General features: G+C 63.9%; 23 protein-coding genes and 6 tRNA genes. 23 read left to right on the top strand and 6 right to left on the bottom strand.

Annotated elements, in window-relative coordinates:
• The first annotated feature begins 6 nt into the window (after positions 1-6).
• The gene (locus tag CXB49_RS15815) at positions 7-870 is read left to right on the top strand and encodes a GyrI-like domain-containing protein (protein ID WP_101709291.1); all 864 of its coding nucleotides are present in this window, start codon (positions 7-9) and stop codon (positions 868-870) included.
• 64 nt (positions 871-934) lie between these two features.
• Here CXB49_RS15815 and guaB read toward each other — a convergent pair whose 3' ends face one another.
• Positions 935-2398, bottom strand: a complete 1464-nt coding sequence (gene guaB / locus CXB49_RS15810) for an IMP dehydrogenase (RefSeq protein WP_101709290.1) — start codon at positions 2396-2398, stop codon at positions 935-937.
• A 140-nt stretch (positions 2399-2538) separates the two neighbouring features.
• Between guaB and CXB49_RS15805 the strand changes: the two genes are divergently transcribed.
• The 8 genes from CXB49_RS15805 (at position 2539) to CXB49_RS15770 (ending at position 6032) form a co-directional block, all read left to right on the top strand.
• The gene (locus CXB49_RS15805) at positions 2539-2967 is read left to right on the top strand and encodes a DUF4124 domain-containing protein (RefSeq protein ID WP_101709289.1); all 429 of its coding nucleotides are present in this window, start codon (positions 2539-2541) and stop codon (positions 2965-2967) included.
• A complete protein-coding gene (gene uvrC / locus CXB49_RS15800; protein ID WP_101710731.1) occupies positions 2964-4766 on the top strand; it encodes an excinuclease ABC subunit UvrC in 1803 nt (600 codons plus the stop codon). Before CXB49_RS15805 ends, uvrC begins: the two co-directional genes overlap by 4 nt.
• Before the next feature lie 87 nt (positions 4767-4853).
• Complete coding sequence (pgsA, locus tag CXB49_RS15795) at positions 4854-5435, top strand: CDP-diacylglycerol--glycerol-3-phosphate 3-phosphatidyltransferase (RefSeq protein ID WP_101709288.1); 582 nt, start codon at positions 4854-4856, stop codon at positions 5433-5435.
• A 99-nt stretch (positions 5436-5534) separates the two neighbouring features.
• Positions 5535-5610 (top strand) — tRNA-Gly (locus tag CXB49_RS15790).
• Positions 5611-5634: 24 nt separating this feature from the next.
• A tRNA-Gly gene (locus tag CXB49_RS15785) sits at positions 5635-5710 on the top strand.
• A 30-nt stretch (positions 5711-5740) separates the two neighbouring features.
• Positions 5741-5816 (top strand) — tRNA-Gly (locus tag CXB49_RS15780).
• Positions 5817-5839: 23 nt separating this feature from the next.
• A tRNA-Gly gene (locus CXB49_RS15775) sits at positions 5840-5915 on the top strand.
• 43 nt (positions 5916-5958) lie between these two features.
• Positions 5959-6032 (top strand) — tRNA-Cys (locus CXB49_RS15770).
• Positions 6033-6570: 538 nt separating this feature from the next.
• Here the strand turns inward: CXB49_RS15770 and CXB49_RS15765 are convergent.
• Positions 6571-7296, bottom strand: coding sequence for an ABC transporter substrate-binding protein (locus CXB49_RS15765; protein ID WP_233493104.1), 726 nt, complete (start codon positions 7294-7296; stop codon positions 6571-6573).
• 431 nt (positions 7297-7727) lie between these two features.
• Between CXB49_RS15765 and CXB49_RS15760 the strand changes: the two genes are divergently transcribed.
• Together CXB49_RS15760 and ampC are read left to right on the top strand one after the other, a co-directional pair.
• Positions 7728-8591 (top strand): N-acetylmuramoyl-L-alanine amidase, encoded by an 864-nt coding sequence (locus tag CXB49_RS15760; RefSeq protein WP_233492825.1) that lies wholly within the window; start codon positions 7728-7730, stop codon positions 8589-8591.
• A gap of 183 nt (positions 8592-8774) precedes the next feature.
• Positions 8775-9965 carry a class C beta-lactamase gene (ampC, locus tag CXB49_RS15755; protein WP_101709285.1) on the top strand — a complete coding sequence of 397 codons (1191 nt, stop codon included), beginning with the start codon at positions 8775-8777 and terminating at the stop codon, positions 9963-9965.
• Between the two features lie 16 nt (positions 9966-9981).
• Here the strand turns inward: ampC and CXB49_RS15750 are convergent, their stop codons facing one another.
• Entirely contained in the window at positions 9982-10338 is a 357-nt protein-coding gene (locus CXB49_RS15750; protein WP_158300902.1) for a hypothetical protein, read from the bottom strand.
• Positions 10339-10565: 227 nt separating this feature from the next.
• Between CXB49_RS15750 and CXB49_RS23650 the strand changes: the two genes are divergently transcribed.
• The 7 genes from CXB49_RS23650 to CXB49_RS15720 all read left to right on the top strand — a co-directional run bounded on the left by CXB49_RS23650 (position 10566) and on the right by CXB49_RS15720 (position 16551).
• Entirely contained in the window at positions 10566-10940 is a 375-nt protein-coding gene (locus CXB49_RS23650; RefSeq protein WP_158300901.1) for a hypothetical protein, read from the top strand.
• Positions 10941-11205: 265 nt separating this feature from the next.
• Positions 11206-11290: transfer RNA gene (locus CXB49_RS15745), tRNA-Leu, on the top strand.
• A gap of 183 nt (positions 11291-11473) precedes the next feature.
• On the top strand, positions 11474-11902 hold the full coding sequence (locus CXB49_RS15740; RefSeq protein ID WP_101709283.1) for a ProQ/FINO family protein: 429 nt from the start codon (positions 11474-11476) through the stop codon (positions 11900-11902).
• A 118-nt stretch (positions 11903-12020) separates the two neighbouring features.
• Complete coding sequence (gene htpG, locus CXB49_RS15735) at positions 12021-13916, top strand: molecular chaperone HtpG (protein ID WP_101709282.1); 1896 nt, start codon at positions 12021-12023, stop codon at positions 13914-13916.
• A 105-nt stretch (positions 13917-14021) separates the two neighbouring features.
• Positions 14022-14438 (top strand): VOC family protein, encoded by a 417-nt coding sequence (locus tag CXB49_RS15730; RefSeq protein ID WP_101709281.1) that lies wholly within the window; start codon positions 14022-14024, stop codon positions 14436-14438.
• Positions 14439-14530: 92 nt separating this feature from the next.
• Positions 14531-15094 carry a cysteine hydrolase family protein gene (locus tag CXB49_RS15725; RefSeq protein ID WP_233492824.1) on the top strand — a complete coding sequence of 188 codons (564 nt, stop codon included), beginning with the start codon at positions 14531-14533 and terminating at the stop codon, positions 15092-15094.
• 59 nt (positions 15095-15153) lie between these two features.
• Entirely contained in the window at positions 15154-16551 is a 1398-nt protein-coding gene (locus CXB49_RS15720; protein WP_158300900.1) for a hypothetical protein, read from the top strand.
• A gap of 15 nt (positions 16552-16566) precedes the next feature.
• Here the strand turns inward: CXB49_RS15720 and CXB49_RS15715 are convergent, their stop codons facing one another.
• On the bottom strand, positions 16567-16983 hold the full coding sequence (locus CXB49_RS15715) for a hypothetical protein (protein ID WP_158300899.1): 417 nt from the start codon (positions 16981-16983) through the stop codon (positions 16567-16569).
• 81 nt (positions 16984-17064) lie between these two features.
• On the opposite strand from CXB49_RS15715, the gene CXB49_RS15710 reads away from it, so the two are divergent.
• The 5 genes from CXB49_RS15710 to CXB49_RS15690 all read left to right on the top strand — a co-directional run bounded on the left by CXB49_RS15710 (position 17065) and on the right by CXB49_RS15690 (position 20139).
• Positions 17065-17913 (top strand): ScpA family protein, encoded by an 849-nt coding sequence (locus CXB49_RS15710; RefSeq protein ID WP_101709277.1) that lies wholly within the window; start codon positions 17065-17067, stop codon positions 17911-17913.
• Positions 17910-18719: a carbon-nitrogen hydrolase family protein gene (locus CXB49_RS15705; RefSeq protein WP_101709276.1), complete on the top strand. Its 810-nt coding sequence runs from the start codon at positions 17910-17912 to the stop codon at positions 18717-18719. Before CXB49_RS15710 ends, CXB49_RS15705 begins: the two co-directional genes overlap by 4 nt.
• Positions 18720-18787: 68 nt before the next feature.
• Entirely contained in the window at positions 18788-19255 is a 468-nt protein-coding gene (locus tag CXB49_RS15700; RefSeq protein WP_101709275.1) for an OsmC family protein, read from the top strand.
• A gap of 14 nt (positions 19256-19269) precedes the next feature.
• A complete protein-coding gene (locus tag CXB49_RS15695) occupies positions 19270-19731 on the top strand; it encodes a co-chaperone YbbN (RefSeq protein ID WP_101709274.1) in 462 nt (153 codons plus the stop codon).
• Between the two features lie 3 nt (positions 19732-19734).
• Positions 19735-20139 carry an NUDIX hydrolase gene (locus CXB49_RS15690; RefSeq protein WP_101709273.1) on the top strand — a complete coding sequence of 135 codons (405 nt, stop codon included), beginning with the start codon at positions 19735-19737 and terminating at the stop codon, positions 20137-20139.
• A gap of 7 nt (positions 20140-20146) precedes the next feature.
• On the opposite strand, the gene CXB49_RS15685 is transcribed toward CXB49_RS15690, so the two are convergent.
• Positions 20147-20971, bottom strand: coding sequence for an undecaprenyl-diphosphate phosphatase (locus tag CXB49_RS15685; protein WP_101709272.1), 825 nt, complete (start codon positions 20969-20971; stop codon positions 20147-20149).
• A gap of 136 nt (positions 20972-21107) precedes the next feature.
• Complete coding sequence (locus tag CXB49_RS15680; RefSeq protein WP_101709271.1) at positions 21108-22736, bottom strand: methyl-accepting chemotaxis protein; 1629 nt, start codon at positions 22734-22736, stop codon at positions 21108-21110.
• Positions 22737-22738 lie beyond the last annotated feature (2 nt).

Below are 22738 nucleotides of genomic sequence, written 5' to 3'. Positions count from 1 at the left end.
CACTTCATGAGAACGCTCTATCGCAACGGCGGCCCGGATTCGCCGTATTTGTGGCGGATGCTGCGGGCGCTGGACTATCTGTGGCGCCATCTGGATGAGCCGGCGCCGCTGGAAAGGTTGGCGGAGGAGGCCTGCTTGTCGCCCTTTCACTTTCACCGCGTCTATCGCGGCCTGATGGCCGAAACGGTGGGTGAGACCCGGCAGCGGCTGTTGCTGCATCGCGCGGCCGGGCAGTTGGACGGCGGCTCGCTCCCTTTGGCTAGGGTGGCGGCGCGCGCCGGCTACGGCGGCACCGCGGCCTTCGTCCGGGCCTTCGCCAGGGCTTACGGCGAGAGTCCGGGCCGCTATCGCCAGCGCAGAGCGTTCATTTCTAGGCAAGACTGGGAGACCGTTATGCATGAAGTGACATTGCTCAAGCAAGATAAGGGGCTGACGGTGCTGATGCGCCGCCATGTCGGCAGTTATATGGAGATCGGCCAGGCTTTCAGCGTTTTGCAGGCCATCAGCCCGGCTGGCGCAGTCGGCGACGCGCCAGGTCGCGTATTCGGGATGTTTTTGGATGATCCGGAACAGACGGAGGAGGCCAAGCTGCGCTCCATCGCTTGCGTGACTGTGCCGGACTCCTGGCAGGGACGGCCGCTGCCGGATGGGTTCGAGTGGGGGGAGATTCCCGCCGGAGAGTACGCCTGCGTGACGCATCTGGGACCGTACGCGGAGCTGCCCACGGCCTGGTCCTGGCTGTACCGGCACTGGCTGCCCGGCAGCGGGCGCGGGCCCGGCGGCGTGCCGTGCGTGGAGGAGTATTTGAATTCGCCTTACGACAATCCGCCCACCGCCTTGCGCACCCGGCTGATGTTGTCGCTGGCCTGAGCGGCCGGCGCAAAAAAAGCCCGCGTCGTGTGACGCGGGCTTTTATCTTTCCAGCGCGGAAGGCTTAGCGGTCCACGTGGTAGTTCGGCGCTTCCTTGGTGATCTGCACGTCGTGGACGTGGGATTCGCGGATGCCGGCCGAGGTGATTTCGACGAACTGCGCCTTCTGGTGCAGCTCGGCGATGGTCGGGCAGCCGAGGTAGCCCATAGACGAACGCAGGCCGCCCACCAGCTGGTGGATCACCTGGGCGATCGGGCCCTTGTACGGCACGCGGCCCTCGATGCCTTCCGGCACGAACTTGTCGGCGGCGTTGGAGCTGTCCTGGAAGTAGCGGTCGGCCGAACCCTGGCTCATCGCGCCCAGCGAACCCATGCCGCGGTAGGACTTGTACGAGCGGCCCTGGAACAGTTCCACTTCGCCCGGCGCTTCCTCGGTGCCGGCGAACATGCCGCCCAGCATCACCGCGTTGCCGCCGGCGGCCAGCGCCTTGGCGATGTCGCCGGAGAAGCGGATGCCGCCGTCGGCGATCATCGGCACGCCGGTGCCTTTCAGCGCCTCGGACACATTGTGGATCGCGGTCAGCTGCGGCACGCCGACGCCGGCGACGATGCGGGTGGTGCAGATGGAGCCGGGGCCGATGCCGACCTTGACGCCGTCGGCGCCGGCCTTGACCAGATCCAGCGCCGCCTGGGCGGTGGCGATGTTGCCGCCGATCACGTCGACGTGCGGGAAGTTCTGCTTGACCCAGCGCACGCGGTCCAGCACGCCCTGGCTGTGGCCGTGGGCGGTGTCGACGACGATGACGTCGACGCCGGCGGCGACCAGCGCCTTGACGCGCTCTTCGGTGTCGGCGCCGGTGCCGACGGCCGCGCCGACGCGCAGGCGGCCCTGGCTGTCCTTGTTGGCGTTCGGGTGTTCGCTGGTCTTGACGATGTCCTTGACCGTGATCAGGCCCTTCAGCTCCCAGGCGTCGTTGATCACCAGCACGCGTTCCAGGCGGTGCTTGTGCATCAGTTCGCGGGCCTCGTCGATGCTGGCGCCTTCCTTGACGGTGATCAGGCGCTCGCGCGGGGTCATGATGGAGCCGACGGTCTGGTCCAGGCGGGTCTCGAAGCGCAGGTCGCGGTTGGTGACGATGCCGACCACCTTGCCGCCCTCGATCACCGGCAGGCCGGAAATCTTGTGCTGGCGGGTCAGCAGCACCAGGTCGCGGATCAGCATGTCCGGCGCGATGGTGATCGGATCCTTCACGACGCCGCTCTCGTGGCGCTTCACCTTGGAAACTTCGGCAGCCTGTTTTTCGGCGCCCATGTTTTTGTGCACGATGCCGAGGCCGCCTTCCTGCGCCATGGCGATGGCGAGGCGGAATTCGGTCACGGTGTCCATGGCGGCGGAAACCAGCGGCAGTTTCAGCGTGATGTTGCGGGTGAGCTGGGTGGTGAGAACTACATCGCGCGGCAGAACTTCAGAATGGGCCGGGACGAGGAGGACGTCGTCGAAGGTATAGGCTTTCTCGATGATACGCATCGCGTTTCCTTAGGCGGCAAAGCCGCATTATACCGGTTCGCGCAGTCCTCTGCAAAAGTACCGAAAACGCCCGTGTTTTTGCGCGGGGAGGGGGCAGGCTTTACAATCGGAGTACCGTGCTAGTGGTCGGGGACAGGATAATGAAATCATCTATAGTATGGACCTTTTTGCTGGCCTTGCTGCCGGCGGGAATGGCGGCGGCCGAGGTGTACACCTGGACCGACGCCAGCGGCAAGAAGGTGTATTCGGATCAGCCGCCGCCGAATGTCGGCGCGCACCGGCTGAACGTGCGCGCGCAGCCGACGCCGCAGGCCTCGGCGCCGCAGGCCGACAAGAAGGCGGAGCGAAAGCCGGACAACAAGCAGGTCGCGTCCGACAACGCCGCCGTCGCCGCAGCCAACGCCAAGGTGAAGGCGCAGAACTGCAAGGCGGCGCAGGCCAATCTGTCGACGCTGCAGCAGAACGGCCGCATCCGCCTGCCCGGTTCTACCGCGCTGGCTTCGGACGCCCAGCGCAATGAGTTGATCCGCCAGGCCCAGAAAGACGTGCAGACCTGGTGCGGCAAATAGTGGGCGCATTCGATTACCAGAGCGTGCTGCAGAACCTGCCGGCGCTGCCCGGCGTCTACCGGATGCTGGGCGACGGCGGCAAGGTGCTGTACGTCGGCAAGGCGATAGACCTGAAGCGGCGCGTCAGCTCCTATTTCCAGAAGAACGATCTGAGCCCGCGCATCCGGCTGATGGTGCGGCAGATCGCCAGCATAGAAACCACGGTCACCCGCACCGAGGCCGAGGCGCTGATCCTGGAGAACAATCTGATCAAGGCGCTGGCGCCGCGCTACAACATCCTGTTCCGCGACGACAAGTCCTATCCTTATCTGATGTTCAGCGGCCACGCCTTTCCGCAACTGGCGTATTACCGCGGGGAGCCGAAGAAGCCCAACCAGTATTTCGGCCCCTATCCGAACGGTTACGCGGTGCGCGAGAGCATACAGATCCTGCAGAAGGTGTTCCGGCTGCGCACCTGCGAGGACGCGGTGTTCGCCAATCGTTCCCGTCCCTGCCTGCTGTACCAGATCAAGCGCTGTTCCGGTCCCTGCGTCGAGCATATCTCCCGCGACGAGTACGCCGCCGACGTCGCCAGTGCCGTCTCCTTTCTGAACGGCCGCCAGAGCGAGTTGATCGACGAGCTGACCCGGCGCATGACGGCGGCGGCCGAGGCGATGGCGTTCGAGCAGGCCGCCGAGCTGCGCGACCAGATCCAGTCGCTGGTGCGGGTGCAGGAGAAGCAGTTCGTCGCCAGCAACCAGAGCCAGCAGGACTGCGACGTGGTGGCCGCGTTGATCCGCGAAGGCATGCCCTGCGTCAATCTGGTGATGATACGCGGCGGCCGCCACCTGGGAGACAAGAGTCACTTCCCGGTCGGCGGCGAGGCCGACACCGCCGACGAAATCCTGCAGGCCTTCGTCGCCCAGCACTACCAGCACGCCGCGGTGCCGGCGGCGCTGGTCGTCAACGGCGCGCTGGACGAGGCGCTGCAGGAATTCCTGCAGACGCGCGCCGGCCGCAAGGTCTATATCGTCGGCAATCCGATCGGAGAGCGCCGGGTATGGCTGGAGATGGCGGAGAAGAACGCCGAGCTCGCCATCCTGCAGAAGCTGGGCAGCAAGGCCACGCAGACGCAGCGGCTGGCGCAGCTGAACGAGGTGCTGGAACTGGAGGACGCCGGTCGTTTCGAATGCTTTGATATCAGCCATACAATGGGCGAGGCCACGGTGGCGTCCTGTGTGGTGTACGACAAGGGCGGGATGCAGCCTAGCGAATACCGCCGTTTCAATATCACCACCGCGACGCCGGGCGATGATTACGCGGCGATGCGCGAAGTTCTGTCACGCCGCTACGGCAAACTGGCCGAGGGCGAGGGGAGGCTGCCCGACGCGGTCTTCATCGACGGCGGCAAGGGGCAGGTCGGCGTGGCGTTGGAGGTGCTGGGCGAGCTGGGCCTGAATCTGCCCATCGTCGGCATCGCCAAGGGCGAGGAGCGCAAGCCGGGCCTTGAAACGCTGATCCTGCCTTACTTGGAAAAGACGCTACAATTGCGCCAGGATCATCCGGCGCTGCATCTGATCCAGACCGTGCGCGACGAGGCCCACCGTTTCGCCATCACCGGCCACCGGGCACGCCGCGCGAAGGCGCGGACCGCCTCGACGCTGGAGGAAATACCCGGCATCGGCGCCAAACGCCGCCAGCAGTTGCTGACCCGTTTCGGCGGCCTGCGCGGCGTGGCGGCGGCCAGCGTCGACGATCTGGCGCAGGTGGACGGCATCAGCCTTACGCTGGCGGAAAAGATTTACAATGCGCTGCATTGACGATTGAAAACGGCGGGCGTCCCTGATCCAGGCTCGGGGCGCCGGCCGGCGTTGTTGACTAGCCTGAAGCGACAAGAACCAATACCAATGCCCTTCAATTTGCCGATATTCCTGACCTGGCTCAGGGTCGCCCTGATTCCGATCTGCGTGGCGGTGTTCTTCCTGCCGGACTCCATTCTGTTGCTGCACAGCCGCAATGTCGTGGGGGCCGGCATTTTCGCATTGGCCGCCGCCACCGACTGGCTGGACGGCTATCTGGCGCGTCGGCTGGGGCAGACCTCGGCATTCGGCGCCTTTCTCGATCCGGTGGCCGACAAGCTGATCGTCGCCGCCGCGCTGATCCTCTTGGTGCAACTGGGACGCACCGAGGGCTGGATGGCGATGATCATCATCGGTCGCGAGATCACCATTTCGGCGTTGCGCGAATGGATGGCCGGCATGGGCAGCCGCAGCAGCGTGGCGGTGGCCTATATCGGCAAGCTGAAAACCGCCGCCCAGATGCTGGCGATCACGCTGCTTCTGTACGATGGCGAGCTGCTTCCGGGCTGGGATGCGCGCCATATCGGAAATTTTTCGATGTACGTCGCCGTTGTTTTGACTTTATGGTCAATGGTTTACTATCTGCAGATGGCCGCCAAGGAGTTTGCGGGTAAGAAAATAGATGTTTGAAGTGTTGACAGGGCAGAATAAATCTCTATAATTCGCAGTCTCTCGCCGCTACTGACGAAGCAGCAGCGAGATGTGAAGGAAGTTCAGCAGTCTGGCAGTGCGGGAATAGCTCAGTTGGTAGAGCGCAACCTTGCCAAGGTTGAGGTCGCGAGTTCGAGCCTCGTTTCCCGCTCCACACCCAGTCTGCGACGCTTTTGATGCGGGAATAGCTCAGTTGGTAGAGCGCAACCTTGCCAAGGTTGAGGTCGCGAGTTCGAGCCTCGTTTCCCGCTCCAGACTTCCTTTACGATTGATTGTTTTGCGACGCGGGAATAGCTCAGTTGGTAGAGCGCAACCTTGCCAAGGTTGAGGTCGCGAGTTCGAGCCTCGTTTCCCGCTCCATCTACAATCCAGGTTTTACCCATGCGGGAATAGCTCAGTTGGTAGAGCGCAACCTTGCCAAGGTTGAGGTCGCGAGTTCGAGCCTCGTTTCCCGCTCCATATTCAACCGGTCAGACGCAGCGCTGATTGGTTCGCCGGTAACGGCGGGGTAGCAAAGTGGTTATGCAGCGGATTGCAAATCCGTCTACGCCGGTTCGATTCCGGCCCCTGCCTCCAGATAAAACACCGTAAATCTTTGGATTTACGGTGTTTTTCTTTTGCGCGTCCACCTCCGCGGACCCGGTCCCGCGGGCGATCTTCCCGCGCATTTCCGTTCTCGACCACTCGCGTAAGCGGTGTGGCTGTCCGTCGATCTTGTGATTTTCCGTCCGCGCGAGCCTGGCATATCGCCGCATAAAGACGCCGCGGAGGCGGGGCGGGAGGGGCCGCCGTGGCATCGCCCTCTCGGAATGGATCGACAGCGATCCGGGGCCGCCGGTATATGGCCTTCGTTCCCTGATTGATGGCCGCGGCGATGGCGCGGGGAAGCCCATCGTCTGGCTCGACCAACAAAAACGTTGATGCCGCGTTGCGCCGGCTTGCCGTGCTGTCTGTACTCTCGGCGCGTCTTGCCTTGAGTATGGCGGTAAACTTTGTCAGCGCTTGTCGGAGCTTATGCTATGGAAAATCCGGAGAGGATATCATCCATTTGCTTGGCCTTGTGCTTTTATCATGCTTTTGAAAAGGCATGCTTTTTGGGATTTTCTCAAGAAAACTATTGGGGCTTGATTGCGGGGGTTAACTTCCATTTTTTAAGAATTTCGGCAATCTTTCCCGATTTGTTCAAGATATGCACGGTATTGAAAAACCGATTTGCATTCGATTCCGATACGGCTTTTCTGGATAGGCCGATACTGTAGTAAACTGAGCTGTAATCGGCTATTGGTTTAATTTCTAAAATGTGCTGGGATTGACATAAATTTTCACCAATGTCTCGATTCATGAATGCAAGCGCTTCTTGTCCATAACGGCCCTCTGCCAGTTTTCGCAACAGAGTGAGATCGTCTTTTTCGATAATGATCGAAACGCCTTTTATATCTTTCAGCGCATGTTCAAGCACGGTTTGGGTATTGGATGGGCCGTAGACCACAATAGTGTGTCCTATTAAGTCTTCTGGCTTGTGATAATGAAAATTGTTGTTGTTCAGGCCAAAGAATGAGTAAGCGCTGACAATGAGTGGTTCTGATAAATAAAACTGCGCGATTCGATCAGGGCTGATTGCCAAGGCGAATAAACCTTCAGCCTGCCCATCCTCGACCATCAGCAAGGCGCGACGCCATGGCATGGTCTGTATTGTGCATGTAATGCCAAGTGATTTGCATGTGGCCTGCAGGATATCAATCATGGGGCCAATGGATTGTCCTTTCTCCTCCCAATTGAGTGGAGGAGAAATCTTCGTGACAAAGTGAAGAGTTTCCGCTGGAGCCGTAAAGCAAAGCACCAGACTCAATAGTGCTCCATATCGCCAACGCACAAACCTTACTCCCTGATTCCCACAAGTGCTTTCAGCCTAGCAGGCTCTACGGCATAAAATGGCTAAAGTTTAAATCTGGCCAATGCCATTTGCTGAAAGACAAGCCTATCTCGGGATTGAAAAGATAATGCCCTCCGATAGAAGGGAGTTTTATTCCAATGGAGTAGCTGGCCCTGTCAGAATTCAGATCATGCGGCACATCCGGATATGGCTCTGCGGTTCTTTGTGAAGTCCTGGTTGCGGCGGTTCTGCTCCCAGTCTTGCAGAGTCGCCATGCCTGGCCGGAATTTCCACGCAGAGCGGGTGGTCTGACGGGATTGGGCATATCGCATCACGCGCCGGATGGCGGAAAGGGAAGGGAAATGGCGAACCGGAGACAATTTCTGTGCCGGAGCGGAATGATCGCCGCGGGCGGCGCGTTGCTGGCGGTTCCGCTTGCCAGGGCGCGGAACGAAACGAGCAGGCTCTGGATAGACGAATCCCACATATCGGCCAACCAGGATTCCCGGGTGCGCACTCTGGTGTTCCATTATACGGCGGTAGATTTCGCCAGTTCGCTGAAGCTGCTGACGGAGGCGCAATACCGGACCAGCGCGCATTATCTGGTGCCTGACGCCGCGACGCTGTCCGGGCGGCCCGCCGTGCTGCGGCTGGTGGCGGAGGAGAGGCGGGCCTGGCATGCCGGCGACAGCTGCTGGCGAGGACAGCGCTATTTGAATGGCGGCTCGATTGGCGTGGAGATCGTCAATCGCGGCTATCCGTCGCCGCTGCAGGACGATTGGCCGCCGATGCGGCGGGATTGGGAAGCGTTCGACGACGCGCAGATTGCGCTGGTCGGCAACTTGGCGGCCGACATCGTCGCCCGCCACCAGATCAGGCCTTGCGATGTCGTCGGGCATGCCGATATCGCGCCGGGCCGGAAAATGGATCCGGGCCCGAAGTTTCCCTGGGAGCGGCTGTACCGGGAGTTTGGCGTTGGCGCTTGGCCGGACGACGAGGACGTGCGTCGTTTCCTTCCCTTGCAGCCAAAGGCGGCGAATGCGACCAGCTGGCAGCGCCGTTTGGCCGCTTATGGCTACGACGTGCCGCAAAGTGGGGAATGGGATGTCAAGACGCGGGATGCGATTGTGGCCTTCCAGATGCATTTTCGACCTGCCCGCTATGATGGCGAGCCTGACGCGGAATCGTCGGCCATCGTCGACGCGCTGTTGCGCAAGTACGCCAGCGCGGCGAGAGGGGGCGAGGAGGTGGATCCGGCCTGAGGCGGCGCCTGCATCGCTTGGCGAGGTCGCTTTTACAATCCATTAACCGTTACGGATGTTACGTCTTGCCCGGTTTACCGGAATGGGAAGGGTTTGTAATTTGGCGGGACTTTCCCCAATCGGGACCCCGCGTCGCGCCAACAGGCCGAGTCTGCCGGGATGTCCCCGCACAGGAGTTCCGCGATGACGAAAACCAGAAAACGATCGATGTGCTTCGGCCTGCTCGCTTGTCTTTCCCTTGTTCCGGCCGCGGCCGTCGATGCCGGGGGGCGGGAGGGGATCGACAAGGTGATGGAGGCGACGATACCGCCGTTGATGAAGGCCAACGACATTCCCGGCATGGCGGTGGCTGTGTTGGCCGATGGCCGTGCGCGTTACTTCAATTACGGCGTCGCCTCGCGGGAGAGCGGGCAGCCGGTGAGCGAGGACACGCTGTTCGAGCTGGGCTCGATCAGCAAGACCTTCACCGGCATTTTGGGAGGCTATGCGCTGGCTCGGGGCAAGTTGTCCTTGTCCGATCCGGCCAGCCGATACTGGTCGGAATTGAACGGCAGCGCGTTCGATCGAGTGTCGCTGCTGCAACTGGCCACCTACAGCGCCGGCGGGCTGCCGCTGCAGTTTCCGGCCGCGTCGGACGACAAGGATAAGATGCTGGCCTACTACCGGGACTGGCAGCCGGTCTTTGCGCCGGGCAGTCGCCGCCTGTATTCCAATCCCAGCATCGGCCTGTTCGGACACCTGGCGGCGCGCAGCCTGGGTCAGCCGTTCGACGAGGCGATGGAACGGACCCTGCTGCCCCGGCTGGGCTTGAACAACACCTATGTCCATGTGCCGGCCGCGGCGCAGTCGCGCTATGCCTGGGGGTATTCCAAGGCCGGCAAGCCGGTACGGGTGGGGCCGGGCGCGCTGGATGCCGAGGCTTACGGCATCAAGTCCAGCGCGGCGGACATGCTGAAATACCTGGCGATCAATATGTCCGGCGGCTCGGATCCGGCCTTGCGGCGGGCGATCGCGGCCAGTCATGCCGCTTATTACCGCGTCGGCGACATGCGGCAAGGGCTGGGCTGGGAGGGCTATCGCTATCCGATCAGCCTGTCCAGGCTGCTGGCCGGCAATTCCGACGCGATGGCGTTCCGACCGCAGGCGGCGCAGTGGCTGACGCCGCCTCTGCAGAACGATGCGGAGGCGCTGTTGAACAAGACCGGCTCCACCAACGGTTTCGGCGCTTATGTGTTGATGGTGCCGTCGCGCGGGATAGGTTTGGTATTGCTGGCCAACCGCAATTATCCGAACGCCGCGCGAGTGGAGGCGGCATACCGCATCCTGTCGGCGCTGGAGCGCGAGCCGAAAGCGGGCCCGCCGCGACGCGAGTGAGCGGCGCGCCGCCGCCTCAGGCATCTTCCACCAGCAGCCGCAGGCTGTCCGGTCCCGGTTCGTCTTCATGGGGCCGGATCTGATAACGACCCGGGCCGCCGTAATCGGTGTCCGGTTCTACCTGACAACCCAGCACATTGCAGACATAGACCAGCACGGTGCTTTGCAATGGCCGCAAGTCCTCGGCCAGTCGCAACACGATGTACGGCACGTAGTCTTCGCCGGCCTGCGCCCTGGCTTGCAGGCCGGCCTTGAGCAATAGTCCGACGGCGTGATCGGCGTGGTGGATGATTTGCTGTCGTGAGTAGATGGCGTCCAGTTGGGCGCGGTATTGGTCGGCGGCTTTGCGGACCAGGTCGGCGTAGAGGCTCATCATGCGGCTCCGTGGCGGTGTGTTGCTGTTTGCGCTGGTATTTTGGATGTAGCCGCTTGCGGAGACGGCCGACCTTGTCGGTCGGCCAGTTTCTATCCGATTCGACAAGTGCGGAAGGCCAGGTGGACAGGTGATCCGGCTTGTTTTTGTATTATTGTTTGACAATATTCCATTGGTCGCCACATGCGCATGGCTGGCTGGCGGCATGCCCGGAGAAGAGAGGGCCGATGGCTGAGCGCCTGGCCCACGGGACGGCACCGTCGATGAGCGCGGCCGACGCGTCCAATGGCCGATCGCGTCAAATGGCCGATGTCGGCCGGCAAGCCGATGAAGGGGAATGGTTTTCGGGAAGGACTGGGGGCAGGCTAAAGCGGGGAAGCATCGATATCGGCAAACCGGTATTGACCCATGACAAAATGCGAGTGGTTTTTAACTGCTTCGGGATGACGATTTATCCGGGTCCCGGTTTGGATGAAGCTATCAAATCATTTTCTGATCAAGCTATCGTTTTTTTATCGATAAGACATGATTGTCCGACGAGAAATCCGATCAGCCTATTTATTTATCCGATATGGTTATATTATTTCCTCGTAATAATGTGATGATGCGCCGACTGAGCGGTATCGCGTAGTCGCCATAGGCTGGTCCGGATTGACAGTGATTTCCTTTGTGGTTAAAGTGCAGCACTTTCCGGTCCCAGGCAATGCTTTAAAATCAAACATTTGTCTGCTGACCTCCGGCAGCGCCTTGCTGGCGCGGCCCACTCAGGGCAGGATGACCGGAACAGGCCGACGGTGCGCCGTGCTGGATATTTGAAATGAATTGTCAGCGGCGGCTCCCATGGGCTACAATCGCCCGCTCTGCGTGGCCCCGGTGGTGAAATTGGTAGACACAAGGGACTTAAAATCCCTCGGCTTCGGCTGTGCCGGTTCGATTCCGGCCCGGGGCACCATTTCCAAGCATTGGCGCGTGATGGTTCTGTTGACTCTCATGCGGATGGCGTCGCCAAACCTGCTGTATTAAAATGACATTCAAGCAACATTGAGTTGTCTGACTGGACGAGTGGCCGGTTGCACCACGCCTCTTGATTGGGCAGCATTCGCTGTCTTTGCCTTGACGGATTAGATAGAAGTTCATGAAGCCAAATACTGAAACGGCACTCGGTGCTGCTCTCAAGTCTGCTGTTCAAAGCCTGTCCAAGAAAAAGCAGACCGAGATGATCGCGGATCATATTTACAGCAAGTTCGACGTGTTTCGTCAGTTCCGGCCGTTGGCCCTTGGCATTCACGAGAGTCTGATCTCCACGCTGTCCCAGTTCGACCCGGCGCTGATCTCCCGCGTCGTGGCCAATCATTGCCGCAAGCCGCGCTATCTGAAGTCGCTGGCGCGCGGCGGCAAGCGCTTCGACCTGAACGGCAAGCCGCAAGGCGAGGTCAGCGCCGAAGAGAAGCGCGCCGCCGAGCTGCAGATGCAACCGAAAAACGCCTCGGTTGAAGAGCCGGCCGCCGTCGAGGCTCCGGTCGAGGCCGTTGCTGCGCCGGAAGCGGGTCAGGCCGAGTCCTGAACGGTCCCGCCGTCGAAAAGCCCTGCCAACTGGCAGGGCTTTTTGCATTTCCGGCACTTGAAAAGCCGATAAGGGACTCCATCTTGGCGCTATTGCCAACCTCTTTTCATTGCCGACCATGAGTGCACAGAAAGAAACCCTGGGTTTTCAGACCGAAGTGAAACAGCTGCTCAAGCTGATGATCCATTCCTTGTATTCCAACAAGGAAATCTTCCTGCGCGAATTGATCTCCAACGCGTCCGACGCCGCCGACAAGCTGCGTTTCGAAGGCCTGGCCAAGCCGGAGCTGTTCGAGGACGACGCGGAGTTGAGGATTCGCATCGGTTTCGACAGCGATGCCCGCACCATCACCATCGCCGACAACGGCATCGGCATGAGCCGCGACGAAGTGGTGTCCCACATCGGCACCATCGCCAAGTCCGGCACCAAGGCCTTCTTCGAGCAGCTGTCCGGCGACGAGAGGAAGGACGCCCACCTGATCGGTCAGTTCGGCGTCGGTTTCTACTCGGCCTTCATCGTCGCCGACAAGGTCACGCTGACGACTCGCCGCGCAGGCGAGGCCGAAGCCACCCGCTGGGAATCCCGCGGCGAGGGCGAGTACACGCTGGAGGCGGTGGAGCAGGCCGGCCGCGGCACCGAGATCGTGCTGCACTTGAAGGACGGCGAAGACGAGCTGTTGAACGACTGGAAACTGAAGGGCATCGTCCGCAAGTATTCCGACCACATCTCGATTCCGATCGAGATGAAGAAGGGAAACAGCTACGGCGAGAACGGCGAAGTGATCGTCAGCGACGAGATGGAAAGCGTCAACTCCGCGTCCGCGCTGTGGACCCGTTCCAAGAACGACATCAGCGACGAGCAGTATCAGGAGTTCTACAAGCACGTCGCCCACGATTTCACCGACCCGCTGGCCTGGAGCCATGCCCGTGTCGAGGGCCGCCAGGAATACACCGAGCTGCTGTACATCCCGTCGCGCGCGCCGTTCGATCTGTACGACCGCGAACGCAAGCAGGGCGTCAAGCTGTACGTTCGCCGCGTCTTCATCATGGAAGACACCGAGAAGCTGATGCCGCACTACTTGCGCTTCGTCCGCGGCGTGATCGACAGCAACGACCTGCCGTTGAACGTGTCGCGCGAAATCCTGCAGGAGAGCAAGGACATCGACGCCATCCGCGCCGGTTGCGTCAAGAAGGTGCTGGGCCTGCTGGAAGACCTATCGTCCAATCAGCCGGAGAAGTACACCGAGTTCTGGTCCGCCTTCGGCCAGGTGCTGAAGGAAGGCGTGGGCGAGGACTTCGCCAACAAGGAGCGCATCGCCAAGCTGCTGCGCTTCACCTCCACCGCGTCGGAAGGCGCCGAGCCGGCGGTGACGCTGGCCGACTACGTGGGCCGGATGAAAGAAGGTCAGGACAAGATCTACTACATCACCGCCGACACGCTGGCCGCCGCCAAGAACAGTCCGCACCTGGAAGTGTTCAAGAAGAAGGGCGTGGAAGTGCTGCTGTTGACCGACCGCGTAGACGAGTGGGTCACCGGCTCGCTGCTGGAGTTCGACGGCAAGGCGCTGCAATCGGTCGCCAAGGGCGCGCTGGATCTGGGCGCGCTGGAGGACGAGGCCGACAAGGAGGCGCAGAAGCAGGTTGAGGAGGCGTCCAAGCCGGTGGTCGAGAAAGTGCAGAAAGCGCTGGGCGAGCAGGTGAAGGAAGTGCGCGCCACCGCGCGCCTGACCGAGAGCCCGGCCTGCCTGGTGGCCGGCGAGCATGATATGAGCGCCCACCTGGAGCGGATGCTGAAGGCCGCCGGCCAGAGTGTCGAGGGCGCCAAGCCGACGCTGGAAATCAATCCGGAGCATGTGCTGGTGAAAAAACTGGCCGACGAAACCGATGAGATCCGCGCCGCCGACCTGGCCCAGGTGCTGTACGACCAAGCGCTGCTGGCAGAGGGCGGCAAGCTGGAAGACCCGGCCTCCTTCGTCAAGCGCATCAACAAGCTGATGCTGGAGTTGTCGGCCTGATTCCGTCTGCGTCGAAGCCGTGAACGAACCGCCCTTTCGCAGGGCGGTTTTTTATTGCCATTGTCCTACAGTGAATCAGCCATATGGCCGATCCGGGAGAGTGGGATGAGCGAAACCAGAGCCCTGCCAGGCGTGTACCCGTGCCTGTGCTACGACGACGCGGTGGCGGCGATGACATGGCTGGAGCGGGTGTTCGGCTTTCAGCGCCGCTTCGCGGTGATCGAGGATGGCCGGGTCCATCACGCGGAGTTGAGCCTGGGCAATACGGTGATCATGGTGTCCAGCCCCAAGCCGGAACAGCGGTGGATCGGCGCGCGCGGCCTGCCGGGCCTGGCGCAGGCCTTGTGCGTCCACGTGGAGGACCCGGCGGCGCACTACGAGCGGGCCAGGGCCGGGGGCGCCGATATCGTGCAGCCGCTGAAGCGCGAGGACTACGGCGCCAGCGGCTATCTGGCGCGCGATCCGGAAGGCCAGCAATGGTATTTCAGCGATTATATGCCGGGAGAGTACTGGGAGTCCTGAGCCGGCGATGCGGTGGCGCCGGCGCCGTGGCATCATGCCATTTTCATCTGAAAGGCTGAACGATGTCCGCGCCGCCGCGATTTTCTTCCCGGATGCCGTTGCTGCTGCTGATCGACATGCAGCAGGCGGTCGACGATCCCAGCTGGGGGCCGCGCAACAATCCTCAGGCCGAGCGGGTGTGCGCCAGCCTGCTGCAGGCCTGGCGCGCGCGCGGCCTGCCGCTGATCCATATCCGCCACGATTCCACCGAGGCGGATTCCACGTTCCGGCCGGATCGTCCGGGCAATGCGTTCAAGCCCGAGACCTTGCCGCTTGCCGGCGAGACGGTGATCGCCAAGCAGACCAACAGCGCCTTCATCGGCACCGGACTGGAGGCCTTGCTGCGCGAGAGGGGCTGGCTGGAACTGGTGGTGGCCGGCGTCAGCACCAGCAACTCGGTTGAAGCCACGGTGCGGATGGCCGGCAATCTGGGCTTTTCGACCTGGCTGGCGGAAGACGGCTGCTTCGCTTTCGACAAGACCGACTGGCATGGCCGCCAGCGCCGCGCCGACGAGGTGCACGCGATGAGCCTGGCCAATCTGGACGGAGAATACTGTCGGGTGACGGGCAGCGCGGAAGTCCTGGCGGCGCTTGGCAATATTGCCGAACCGGCGTGATCGCGGCGGCCGGGGCGAAGCGCTAAGATGCGCCACCCAATCGATTTGTCATGGCCATCATGTTGAAACTGACTGTCGCCCGCGGCCAGGCCGACGGGCCGCCGATATCGGAGGCGGAACTGCGGAGTCTGGCCGCCTTGCCGGCCGCCGAGGCCTGGCAAGCGCTGCGGCGGCATGCGCTCCGCCTGCGGCAGCTGGAGCCGGACCCGCTCCCGTATTTGTCGGCGCTGCGCATATTGTTCGACGCCGCGGCGGCGCTGCCGTCGCGCGCGGCGGCCGGCGAGGAGGCGCGTCGCTGGTGGTTGTGGCTACACGAGGAGTGCGCGCGGCTGGCCGCGGCCGACGGCGGCCTGCCGGCCAGGCGCGACGGCCGATGGCTGGCATCGGCGCTGGCGTTGGCCAGCGGCTGGCGCCTGGCCGGCTTGTGCGCGCTGCGCTACGCGCCGCTGCCGGCCGGTTTCTGGCAAGGCTGTCACCGCGTGTTCGCCGACGCGCGCGCGCAGCGATGGTACACGCGCTTGCCGGCCGAAGGGCTGGCCAGCGCCGGCGTCAGCTACCGCAAGCTGTTGCTGCTGGGCATCAGCGGCGGCAATCGTTTGCAGACCGCGCGGCTGCAATTGCTGCTGGCCTGGCTGGAGGGGCATGGCGGCAGGCTGGCGCTGCAGGCCTTGCCGAGCGGCCGACGGGAGGCGTGCTGGCGGGTCGAGTTGAATGCCGATCTGCCGGCGCGGTTCGCCGAGCCGGAGACGGCCGCCGGCGCGGGCTGGCTACTGGACGCCGAGCCGGTGCTGCGCGCGCTGCGGGCCGCGATGGAAGGCGGCGCGCAGACGGCGACCGCCGCCGAGTGGCAGTTGCTGGCGCGGTTGGAGGGGGAGTGGAGCCAGCCGCCGCAGCGGCGGCATTTGCGCTTGAATCAGCGCAATGGCCAGCGCGTGCAGCTGCTGGCCGGTTTCGAGCGCTGCTGGCAGATGGCGCATGACGGCGCGCCGTCGCCGCAAACGCCGCCGGCCGAGCTGTTGGTGCTCAATCTGAGCGCCGCCGGCATCCGGCTGGGCGGAGAGCTGGCCGGCCTGGCCTTGCAGGCGGGCGAGCCGGTGATGCTGAAGCGGCGCGGCTTCGGCTGGCAGCTGGGCCTGGTGCGCTGGATCAGCCTGCCGGACGATCCGCTGCCGGGGGAGTGCGGCGTGGAGTTCGTCGGCAAGCGGCCGCTGGCGGTCGAGGCCGCGGCGGTGACCAGCCTGGACGACGGGACGATGGCGCCGGGCTTGCTGTTGCAGGCAGAACGGCGCTTTTTGCGGCGGGGGGTGTTGTTGCTGCCCGGACGGGCCTACCAGCCGTTGCGGCCGTTCCGGCTGCGCGCGGCGGACGGCGAATGGCTGGTGCGGGCGCAGCGGCTGTTGCAGCAGACCGGCGCCTGCCAGCTGATGGAAGTCAGTTTGGACGAGCGGGTCGAGTAGCCGGCGGCCCGCGGCTCAGGAGCGGATTTGGGCGCGCGGCGAGCGGCAGCCCTGCCAGCGGCCGTCGCGCTGGTGGCAGATGCTGACGACCCGGCCGCTGGCCAGATCGCCGCTGACCACAAAGGACACCGCCGGCGTCGGCAGGGCCAGACCGTGGCGCGGCGGCGGGGCCAGACGGAAGCGATAGGTGCTGCCGGCGTCGCCGCCGTCGGCCGCGACGATATAGCGCGGCGCGTCGGCGTAGCCCAGCTCCCGCTCGATGATGCGGCGGCTGATTTCCTCGATCTCGCGCTTGCGCCAGAAATGCGGCGAGCGGGCATCGGTCAGGCGCGGCGCCTTGCCGGTGGCGGGGACGTCGGCGGCCTGGCAGGCGGCCGGCAGGGCGGTGACGGAAAGCAGGCAGAGAGTCAGCAGCAGGCGGAGAGGGGGCAATGCGGTATCGTCCGGAATCAAAGCCTGTTGGTGCGCTTTTGCGGGTAAAAGTTCAAGCGCCCGCGTGGTATCCTTGCCGCCATGAATGCCGTGCCCGAGACTCCCGCCAGCGGCGATGCCGCCGATTTCCAGCTGACCGCGCCCGAACTGCCGCCCAGCGTGCCGATCGCCCATGTGTTCGGCCAGCCGGTGCTGGAGGTGCCGCAGGATCTGTTCATCCCGCCCGACGCGCTGCAAGTGATCCTGGAGAGCTTCGAGGGCCCGCTCGACCTGCTGCTCTACCTGATCCGCCGGCAGAACCTGGATGTGCTGAACATCCCGATGGCCGAGATCACCGCCCAGTACATGTCCTATATCGACGCGATGAAGGACGGGCGGCTGGAGCTGGCGGCCGAGTATCTGTTGATGGCGGCGCTGCTGATCGAGATCAAGTCGCGGTTGTTGCTGCCGCGGCCGCAGCTGGACGAGGACGGCGAGCCGGACGATCCGCGCGCCGAGCTGGTGCGCCGGCTGCTGGAATACGAGCAGATGAAGCTGGCGGCGCTGGAGCTGGACAAGATTCCTCAGGCCGACCGCGATTTCGCCTGGCTGGCGGTGTTGATCGAGCAGTCGGCCGAACAGCGGTTGCCGGACGTCGGCGCCGCCGATCTGCGCCAGGCCTGGCTGGCCATCCTGTCGCGCGCCAAGCATCGCCGCCACCACAAGGTGGAAAAGGACGAGCTGTCGGTACGCGAGCAGATGAGCTGGATTCTGCGCTATCTGGACGGCAAGGAGTACGTGCCGTTCGAGGAGCTGTTCGACGTCGACAAGGGCGTCGCCCATCTGGTGGTCAATTTCATCGCCGTGCTGGAGCTGGTGAAGGAGGGCATGGTCAGGGTCAGCCAGGACGCGCCGTACCAGCCCATCTACGTGCGGATCGCGCTGGTGTGAGCACGATACGACTGGCGCTGGCGCAGCAGGCCGCGCCTGACGATCCGTCGCGCCGCCTGCCGCTGTTGCGGCGGTGGTGCGAGGACGCGGCTGCCGATGGCGCCCATCTGCTGTTGCTGCCCGAAATGTGGTCCACCGGCTACGCGCCGCAACGGATGAACACCGACCACGCCTGGGACGACGACGAGCTGGTTCTGGCCGAGATCCCCCGGCTGGCCGCCGGGCTGGGCCTGGCCATAGGCTTCACCTATCTCGCCCGCGTCGACGGCGCGCTGCGCAACCGGCTGCGGCTGTACGGCGCAGATGGCGCGATCGCGCTGCAGTACGACAAGGTCCACATCTGCGATTTCACCGACGGCACCGAGACCGCGCTGCAAGGCGGCGACGGCTTCGTCTGCGCCGACGTCGCGCTCGGCGGCGAGACGGTGCGCGTCGGCGCGATGATCTGCTTCGACCGCGAGTTTCCCGAGGCGGGCCGCGCGCTGATGCGGCAGGGCGCCGAGCTGGTGCTGGTCCCGAATGCCTGTCCGATGCGCGACGACGCCGAATTGGGCGATGTCCGCCTGCAGCAGCTGCGCGGACGGGCGCTGGAAAACCGCTTCGCCGTCGCCTTGTGCAATTACCCGGCGCCGCAATACGACGGCGCCAGCTGTTTGATCGACGCCCGCGGTCGTCTGCTGGCCGCCGCCGACGCGCAAGCCAGCTTGCTGCCGGCGGAGCTGGATCTGGCCGCGCTGCGGCGCTGGCGCGCCGAACAGGACGAGGTGTGGGGCCTCGCCGCGCTGCGGCCATCCTGCTGCCGCTGAGCGCGGACATGTCCTTGTCATCGTCATGCTATCATCGGCGTTGACCAAGTGGACAAGGAGCGGGCGCGATGGCGCAGCATCAGGCGGAAGTGATATGGCGGCGCGGCGATCAGGATTTTCTCGATCGCCGCTACAGCCGCAGGCATGTGCTGAAATTCGACGGCGGAGCCGAGGTGCCGGCTTCTTCCGCGCCGCAGACGGTGCCGCCGCCGTATTCCGATCCGGCGGCGGTGGACCCGGAGGAGGCCTTCATCGCGTCCTTGTCCAGTTGCCACATGCTGTGGTTTCTGGATATCGCCGCGCGCGCCGGTTTCCGCGTCGACGAATATCACGATGTCGCCGTCGGCGAGATGGCCAGGAACGAGGCCGGCAAGGCCTGGGTGGCGCGGGTGACGCTGCAGCCCGCCACGTCCTTTTCCGGCGACAAGCTGCCGACGCAGCAGGAGCTGGAGCGTCTGCACCATGCCGCCCACGCCGAATGTTTCATCGCCCATTCGGTGAAAACCGAAATACTGTGCCTGCCGCGGCTGGCCTGATCCCGGAGATTGCCATGAAAAAACTGCTGATTCTGTTGACGTTGCTGCTGGCGAGCGCCGCCGCGCTGGCCGGCGGCCTGCCGTACGACGAGAAGGCCGACGCCCGGGCCGAGCTGAGCCGGACGCTGGAGAGCGCGAAGCAGAGCCGCCAGCCGGTGTTGCTGATCCTGGGCGCCAACTGGTGCCCGGACTGCCGCGCGCTGGACGCGGCGCTGAGCGGCGGCAAGAGCGCCGAGCTGTTGGCGCGCGAGTTCAAGGTGGTGAAGGTGGATGTCGGCAATTTCGACCACAATCTCGACATCGACGCCGCTTACGGCCATCCGATCGCCAAAGGTATTCCGGCGGCGGTGGTGCTGTCGCCGGACAACAAGGTGATCTACGCGACGCGGGCCGGCGAACTGGCCGACGCCCGCCGCATGAGCGAGACCGGCATCTACGAATTCTTCGAGCGCGTCAGCCGCGAGGCCAGGCAATAGGCGGTGGCTTTCGACGATACTTTCCGTCTCAGCGCCCACGCGGTGATCGTCGACGCGGCCGGGCGGGTGCTGCTGTTGAAGGCGACGTATGGCGATCTTGCCTGGGGCCTGCCGGGCGGCGCGCTGGAGCCGGGCGAGACCATACACGAGTGCGTGGTGCGCGAATGCCGGGAGGAATTGGGATGGGAGGTGGCGCCGCTGTATCTGAGCGGCGTCTATTACCACAGCGCCTACAACTCGCAGGCCTTCGTGTTCCGCTGCGAGCCGCCGCCGGACGCGGAGCCCGGGCTGAGCGCCGAGCATTCCGCCTGGCGCTATTTCGCCCTCGACGAATTGGGCGCAGTGCAGCGCCGACGCGTCGAGGATTGCCTGGGCTACGCTGGCGCGGCGGTCAGCGGCCGTTTCTGAGCGCCGCTCAGGCGCTCCAGTCGACCAGGCCGCTCCACCAGGTGCCGAGCACGATCAGGCCGAAGGCGATCCGGTACCAGGCGAAGGCCTCGAAGCTGTGCGTGGCGATGAAGCGCAGCAGCGCGCGTATCGCCAGGAAGGCGAAGACGAAGGAGGCGAGGAAGCCGACGGCGAACACGCCGACGTCGTCGGCGCTCAGCGCGGCGCGGTGCTTGTACAGGCTGTACAGCGAAGCAGCGCCCAGCGTCGGGATGCCGAGGAAGAAGGAGAACTCGGTCGCCGCCTGGCGCGACAGGCCGAGGAAGAGGCCGCCTATGATGGTGGCGCCGGAGCGGCTGGTGCCGGGAATCAGCGCCAGGCACTGGCACAGGCCCACTTTCAGCGCGTCCTTCAGGCTCAGCTCATCGACCGTTGCCACAGCGACTTTGTGCTCGCGCTTCTCCGCCCACAGGATGACCAGGCCGCCGACGATGAAGGCGACGGCGACGCAGACCGGATTGAACAGCGCAGCCTTGATCTGCTTGGAGAACAGCAGGCCGGCGACGGCGGCCGGAATGAAGGCGATGACGATGGCCAGCAACAGATTGCGTTCGCCGCCGGGACGGACTGCGCCGGCGACGGTGCGGCCTATCTTGCCGCGGTACTCCCACACCACCGCCAGCATCGCGCCCAGCTGGATGAAGATTTCGTAGACGTCGCGCTTTTCCTTGTCCAGAAAGCCCAGCAGGTCGCCGGCCAGTATCAGGTGGCCGGTGGACGAGATCGGCAGGAATTCGGTGATGCCTTCGACCAGGCCCATCAACAGCGAGTGAAACAGCAGAACGGGATCCATCGCACGCCTCGTATCGGGATGATGGCGGCGATTATACGGTGAAATGCCGGATGGATTGGCAGTTTGTGGCGCGCGCGTTGGGGCAGAGCCTGTTCAAAGTCTTAGGGCGCTGTCGCAAAAGACTTTGAACAGGCTCTCAGAGCCGGAAGCGGGTGGTGACGTTCTGCAGCTGGGTGGACAGCGAGCTCAGTTGGGTGGAGGTGGTGGCCAGCTCCTGCACGGTGGCGTTGTTCTCCTCGGCCATCTTCGACACCTTTTCCATGTCCTGTGCCAGGCTCTGGCTGGTGCTGCGCTGCTCGCTCAGCGCGCCGGTGATGCTCTGTATCGTGCGCATGATGGTGCCGGCGCTGCTTTCGATCTCGCGCATCGAGTTGGACGCCTGCTCGGCGGTGCCGGACACGCCCTCGACGCAGTCCAGGCTCTGGCCCATGCTGCTGACCACCTTGCCGACGCCCTGCTGGATGGACGCGATCATGGTGGTGATTTCCTGCGCCGAGGTGGTGGTGCGCTCGGCCAGCTTCCTGACCTCGTCCGCCACCACGGCGAAGCCGCGCCCGGTCTCGCCGGCGCGGGCCGCTTCGATCGCGGCGTTCAGCGCCAGCAGATTGGTCTGGTCGGCCACATCGCGGATCACGGTGACGATATTGCCTATCTGCTGCACTTCCTTGGTCAGGCTGTTCATCTGCTTGGCGGTGTCGTCCACCGAGGTGGTGACGAAACGTATCTTGCCGACCGACTCCAGCACCTCGCTGCCGCCGCGGTTGGCCAGCTGGCCGGCGGTTTGGGCCTGTTCGGACGCCTCGCTGGAGTTGTCGGCCACCTGGTTGATGCTGACGGTCAGCTGTTCGATCGACGCGGCGGCCGAGGTGGTGGCCTCGGCCTGGGTCTGGGCGCCGTTGGCCACCTGCTGCGCCATGCCGGACAGCGCGCGCGCCGAGTCCGACACCTGGTGGGCGTTTTCCTGGATGCTCAGCACCACGGCGCGCAGGCCCTCGCGCATTTCCTGGATGTCGCGCGCGATGCCCAGCACTTCGTCGCGGGCCGGCGGGATCGGTTCTGAGGTGCCGGACAGGTCGCCCAGCCGGATCTGGTGCACCAGCTCGGCCGATTTGCGCAGCGGCGTGGTGATCAGATCGGAGATGGCCAGCGCCACCAGCACCGCCAGAACCAGCGAGACCAGCGCGGTGGACAGCAAGATGGTGATGGCCTGTTGGCTGGACTGCTGGGCCGACAGCATCGATTTCTCCAGCCGGCCCTGCTGCCGTTCGCGCAACGACTGCAGCGCGGCGATGAAGGCGTTGTTGGTCGGAGCGAAGCGCTGGTCCAGGAATTCGCGGCCGGCGTCGATCTGGTGGCTGCGCATCAATTCGTACAATGGCGCGAACAGCGGCCGCTGCTGCGTCTGGGCGTCGCGGATCTTGACGAACAGCGCGCGTCCCTCCGGTTGCGACAGCAACGGCTCCATGCGGTCGAGGTCGGCCTGGTTGCTGGCGCGCAAGGCCTCCACGTTGCGGATGTGGCGCTCCACCTTCTGCGGGTCGCGGGACAGGATGCCGTCGCGCACTTCGCGACTGATGTACAGCAGATTGAGGGAGACGCGGTTGGACAGCACGATTTTCGGATAGCGGTCTTCCTTGATCTCGTGGACGTTGTCCTGGATGGTCTGCAACTTTTGATAGGCCACCACCACGACGGCGCACAGCAGCAGGATCAACAGCGAAAAACCGCTCAGCAGTTTCTGTCGGACAGTCAGTTGTTGCAGCATGC

This window comes from Chromobacterium sp. ATCC 53434, assembly GCF_002848345.1.
In the GTDB taxonomy this organism is placed as follows: Bacteria; Pseudomonadota; Gammaproteobacteria; order Burkholderiales; family Chromobacteriaceae; genus Chromobacterium.
The sequence above is the reverse complement of the archived record's forward strand: the minus strand, read 5'-3'. Positions and strand labels throughout refer to the sequence as shown.